Genomic DNA, 3,783 nt, shown 5'->3' on the forward strand with positions numbered 1-3,783 from the left:
TCCTCGGCGGTCATGAAGTAGTCGCGGTCGAGGGTCTCCTCGACCTCCTCGACGGTGCGGCCGGTGTGCTTGGCGTAGAGTTCGTTCAGCCGGCGCTTGGTCTTGATGATGTCCTCGGCGTGGCGCTCGATGTCCGAGGCCTTGCCCGAGAAGCCGCCCGAAGGCTGGTGGACCATGATCCGGGAGTTCGGCAGCGCGATGCGCTGGCCCTTCTCGCCGGCCATCAGCAGGAAGGACCCCATGGAGGCCGCCATGCCGAGGCACAGGGTGATCACCGGGCTCTTGATGTACTGCATGGTGTCGTAGATCGCGAGACCGGACGTCACCACTCCCCCGGGGGAGTTGATGTACATCTGGATCTCCTTCTTCGGGTTCTCCGCCTCGAGGTGGAGCAGCTGGGCGCAGATCAGCGAGGCCATGCCGTCCTCGACCGGCCCGGCCAGGAACACGATGCGGTCCTTCAGCAGGCGGGAGAAGATGTCGTAGGCGCGCTCGCCGCGGCTCGTCTGCTCGACGACCATCGGCACGAGGCCGAGCGCGGTGGTGACGGGGTCACGCATAGGGAGGAAGTCCTTCTTGGAAACTCGAAGCGGGCTGCCGTGACCCGCGTCCCTCCGATATCGCGCGCCGGACGGGAAGTCGCAAGGCGCCGCCGGGTCGCGATCAGGCGGCGATGCGCTCGATCCAGGCCTTCAGCACCCCGACCACCTGGTCGGGCGGCGCGTAGCCGCGGGTGACGACGCCGAACTCCCCCGCCTCGCCCGGCCCCGCCACGAGGGTCGGGAAACCGCTGACCCCGGCGCGCTGGGAGATGGCGTAGTCGCGCCAGGTCTCCGCCTTGGCGTCCTCCTGCGACCACTGGGCGAGGAAGCCGTCGCGGTCGGCGCCCACCTCGGCGGCGAGGTCGGCGAGGGTCTCGCCGCCGGTCACGTCACGGGCCTCGGCGTAGAAGGCCCGCTGGATGCGCTCCAGATAGGTCAGCGCCAGCTCCGGGTCGTCGCGGCGGACGACGACCACGGCGCGGGCCGCCGGGTCGGTGTCGTAGACGAAGGTCTCGGTGAGCACGGACTCGTCGAACGGCAGGCCGGTGGCGTCGTGGACCTGGCGCCAGTGGGTGGCGAGCTCAGCGCGGGCGGCGAGGGTCATCGGCGCCTCCGTGCCGGGCCTGAGGCCGCCCATCACCAGCCGGATCGGCAGGGCCCGACCGAACGCCCGACGGATCTCGGCGACGACGGGCGAGAAGCCGTAGCACCAGGAACACATCGGGTCGGAAAAATAGATGAGGTGCGGTCCGTCCATGGCGGGTCCTCCTGCCGGCCGCGACAGGATTGCAGCGAACGGTCTGCGGGTCACGCCTCGATCGCGCGCCGATTCCCCCTCAGCCGATACGCTTCACGCGCGAGTCGTCCGAAACGCAGGCCGGACGCGGCGAAGCTGGCCCGCCCGGCCAGCATCCCGCTCTAAGGGATTGCTTTCCCGTCGCAATGATCCGCCAATACTGCCGTTCCACGGAGCCCGCGCATCAGTGCGCGCAGGCCCGAGGGAACCTTCAGCCCGCTTCGTACGCTGAAGCTTATCGCGAGGGTTGTGCTGAATGGTTCAATACGCGGTCACCCTGAAGAACGGAGACTGGACGGTCTTCCGAGACGGCGAGGCGCTCGAGCACGGCCTGTCGCGCTCGGCCGCCATACAGATGGCCAAGGACCTCGCCTTCGACGCCGAAGAGCGGGGGGAGGTCGTCGAGCTCCTGATCCAGGGCTACTACGGGGACATGTCCCGCCGCGTCAGCGGCGGCGACGACTAGCGCCGCGACGCCGACTTGGCTTCGCGCTTGGCGCGGGCCGCGGCCTTCTCGGCCGCCTTGCGGGCCTTGCGCTCTTCCCGCTTCATCGCGAGCTGCGCCTCTTCGTCGTTGGCCAGCGCCTCGATGCGGGCCTTCTCGGCCTCCTCGGCGCGGAGCCGGGCCGCTTCCTTCTCGGCCAGCCGCTTCTGGCGGACCTCTTCCAGTTCCCGGGCCTTGCGCTGGGCGCGGGTCTCGAAGACTTCCGGCTTCACGGTGGGCTTGGGCTTGAACTTCTCGAGGAGCGCCTTTCGCGCTTCGGCCTGGGCCTCCAGCCGTTCGCTGAAGTGCCCGATCTTCGACTCTCGCATCGCTACTTTCTGACTGGGATGGGTGTCCGCGAGGCGTGAACCCCGCGGACGTCACTCGGTTGCCGGATCAGCCGACGATTTGATCGTCCGTGAAGAACTGGGCGATCTCGAGCGCGGCGTTCTCCTGGCTGTCGGAGCCGTGGACGGAGTTCTCGCCGACGCTACGCGCGAACAGCTTGCGGATGGTGCCGTCGGCGGCCTGGGCCGGGTTCGTGGCGCCCATCACTTCGCGGTACTTCGCCACCGCGTTGTCGCCTTCCAGGACCTGCACCACGACCGGGCCCGAGGTCATGAAGTCGACCAGCTCGCCGAAGAACGGGCGCTCCTTGTGGACCTCGTAGAACTTCTCGGCCTGCTGGCGGGACATGCGGATGCGGCGCTGGGCGACGATGCGCAGGCCGGCGTCCTCGATCACCGCATTGACCTTGCCGGTCAGGTTGCGCTCGGTGGCGTCCGGCTTGATGATCGAGAAGGTGCGTTCGGTCATGGTGTTGTTCTTGGTCTTCCGACTGGGAGGGAGGCCGCACACCCCGGCGGGGCGGCGAAAGTGGCGGGCTCTATAGCCGCTGGGCCGATGCTCGCCAAGGCGCCGCGCGTCTGCTATGAGCGCGCCCGGTCAGGCGGCGGCGCGGTCTCACTCTCAAGCCCTGGCCCTCCCATACCGCGATCCGGCGAGGCGCTGGCCCGCGCCCGCAAACCCTTTTCGTCTGTTCGCATGCTTCAGATCCAGAACCTCGTCTTCGACGCCTGGGGCCGCCGGTTCTTCGACGACGCCTCGGTCAATCTGCCCAAGGACGCCAAGGTCGGCCTGGTCGGCCGCAACGGCGTCGGCAAGTCCACCCTGTTCAAGCTGATCAAGGGCGAGCTGGTCCCGGGCTCGGGCGAGATCAGCCTGCCCAAGGCCGCCCGCATGGGCTCGGTGGACCAGGAGCATCCGGCGACGCCCGTGCCGCTGCTGGAGACCGTGCTGGCCGCCGACGTGGAGCGCGCCGACCTGCTCGCGCGGCTGGACACCGCCCCGCCCGAGGAGCTGGGCGAGATCTACGCCCGGCTGATCGACATCGACGCCGACCGGGCGCCGTCGCGGGCCGCCGAGATCCTGGCCGGCCTGGGCTTCTCCAACGACGACCTGTCGCGGCCGATGGCGGAGTTCTCCGGCGGCTGGCGGATGCGGGTGGCGCTGGCCGCCTCGCTGTTCGCCGAGCCGGACCTGCTGCTGCTCGACGAGCCGACCAACTACCTCGACCTGGAAGGGGCCCTGTGGCTGGAGGCGCGACTGAAGAAGTACCCGCACACCGCCATCGTCATCAGCCACGACCGCGAACTGCTGAACAACTCGGTGGACCACATCGTCCACCTGAAGGACGGCAAGCTGGAGCTCTACGTCGGCGGCTACGACGCCTTCGAGAACCAGCTCGTGGAGAAGCTGCGGCTGCAGGAATCCACCCGCCAGAAGATCGAGGCCCGGCGGGCCCACCTGCAGTCCTTCGTGGACCGTTTCCGGGCCAAGGCGTCGAAGGCCACCCAGGCCCAGTCGCGCCTGAAGATGATCGCCAGGCTGCCGCCGATCGACGCGGTGGTGGAGGAACGGGTCGCGCCCTTCTTCCTGCCCTCCCCCGAACGGCCCCTGCC

At 69.0% G+C, this 3,783-nt stretch carries 6 protein-coding genes; 2 read left to right on the forward strand and 4 right to left on the reverse strand.

Annotation, left to right across the window (positions count from 1 at the left end; translation table 11 throughout):
- Both V7Z97_RS19740 and V7Z97_RS19745 read right to left on the reverse strand, forming a co-directional pair.
- Window positions 1-560, reverse strand: a 560-nt coding sequence (locus V7Z97_RS19740; protein ID WP_334165239.1) for an ATP-dependent Clp protease proteolytic subunit, incomplete at its 3' end; no start/stop codon positions are given.
- 103 nt (window positions 561-663) lie between these two features.
- Window positions 664-1,299, reverse strand: a complete 636-nt coding sequence (locus tag V7Z97_RS19745) for a DsbA family protein (protein ID WP_334165241.1) — start codon at window positions 1,297-1,299, stop codon at window positions 664-666.
- A gap of 295 nt (window positions 1,300-1,594) precedes the next feature.
- Here V7Z97_RS19745 and V7Z97_RS19750 point away from each other — a divergent pair, with 295 nt between their 5' ends.
- Window positions 1,595-1,804 (forward strand): hypothetical protein, encoded by a 210-nt coding sequence (locus tag V7Z97_RS19750; protein ID WP_334165242.1) that lies wholly within the window; start codon window positions 1,595-1,597, stop codon window positions 1,802-1,804.
- Here the strand turns inward: V7Z97_RS19750 and V7Z97_RS19755 are convergent.
- Both V7Z97_RS19755 and ndk read right to left on the reverse strand, forming a co-directional pair.
- Window positions 1,801-2,151 (reverse strand): DUF6481 family protein, encoded by a 351-nt coding sequence (locus V7Z97_RS19755; RefSeq protein WP_325458440.1) that lies wholly within the window; start codon window positions 2,149-2,151, stop codon window positions 1,801-1,803. The genes V7Z97_RS19750 and V7Z97_RS19755 overlap by 4 nt on opposite strands.
- Before the next feature lie 67 nt (window positions 2,152-2,218).
- The gene (gene ndk, locus V7Z97_RS19760) at window positions 2,219-2,638 is read right to left on the reverse strand and encodes a nucleoside-diphosphate kinase (RefSeq protein ID WP_334165244.1); all 420 of its coding nucleotides are present in this window, start codon (window positions 2,636-2,638) and stop codon (window positions 2,219-2,221) included.
- A gap of 228 nt (window positions 2,639-2,866) precedes the next feature.
- Here ndk and V7Z97_RS19765 point away from each other — a divergent pair.
- Window positions 2,867-3,783 (forward strand): ABC-F family ATP-binding cassette domain-containing protein (locus V7Z97_RS19765; protein ID WP_334165245.1); only part of this gene is annotated, 917 nt, incomplete at its 3' end.

Origin of the sequence: Phenylobacterium sp. (genome assembly GCF_036821595.1) — a bacterium.
Taxonomy (GTDB): Bacteria; Pseudomonadota; Alphaproteobacteria; order Caulobacterales; family Caulobacteraceae; genus Phenylobacterium.

Excerpts from the sequence above, each read along its gene's own strand:
- V7Z97_RS19745 (WP_334165241.1), bottom strand. The coding sequence starts at position 1,299 with ATGGACGGACCGCACCTCATCTATTTTTCCGACCCGATGTGTTCCTGG.
- V7Z97_RS19750 (WP_334165242.1), top strand. The coding sequence starts at position 1,595 with ATGGTTCAATACGCGGTCACCCTGAAGAACGGAGACTGGACGGTCTTC.
- ndk (WP_334165244.1), bottom strand. The coding sequence starts at position 2,638 with ATGACCGAACGCACCTTCTCGATCATCAAGCCGGACGCCACCGAGCGC.
- V7Z97_RS19755 (WP_325458440.1), bottom strand. The coding sequence starts at position 2,151 with ATGCGAGAGTCGAAGATCGGGCACTTCAGCGAACGGCTGGAGGCCCAG.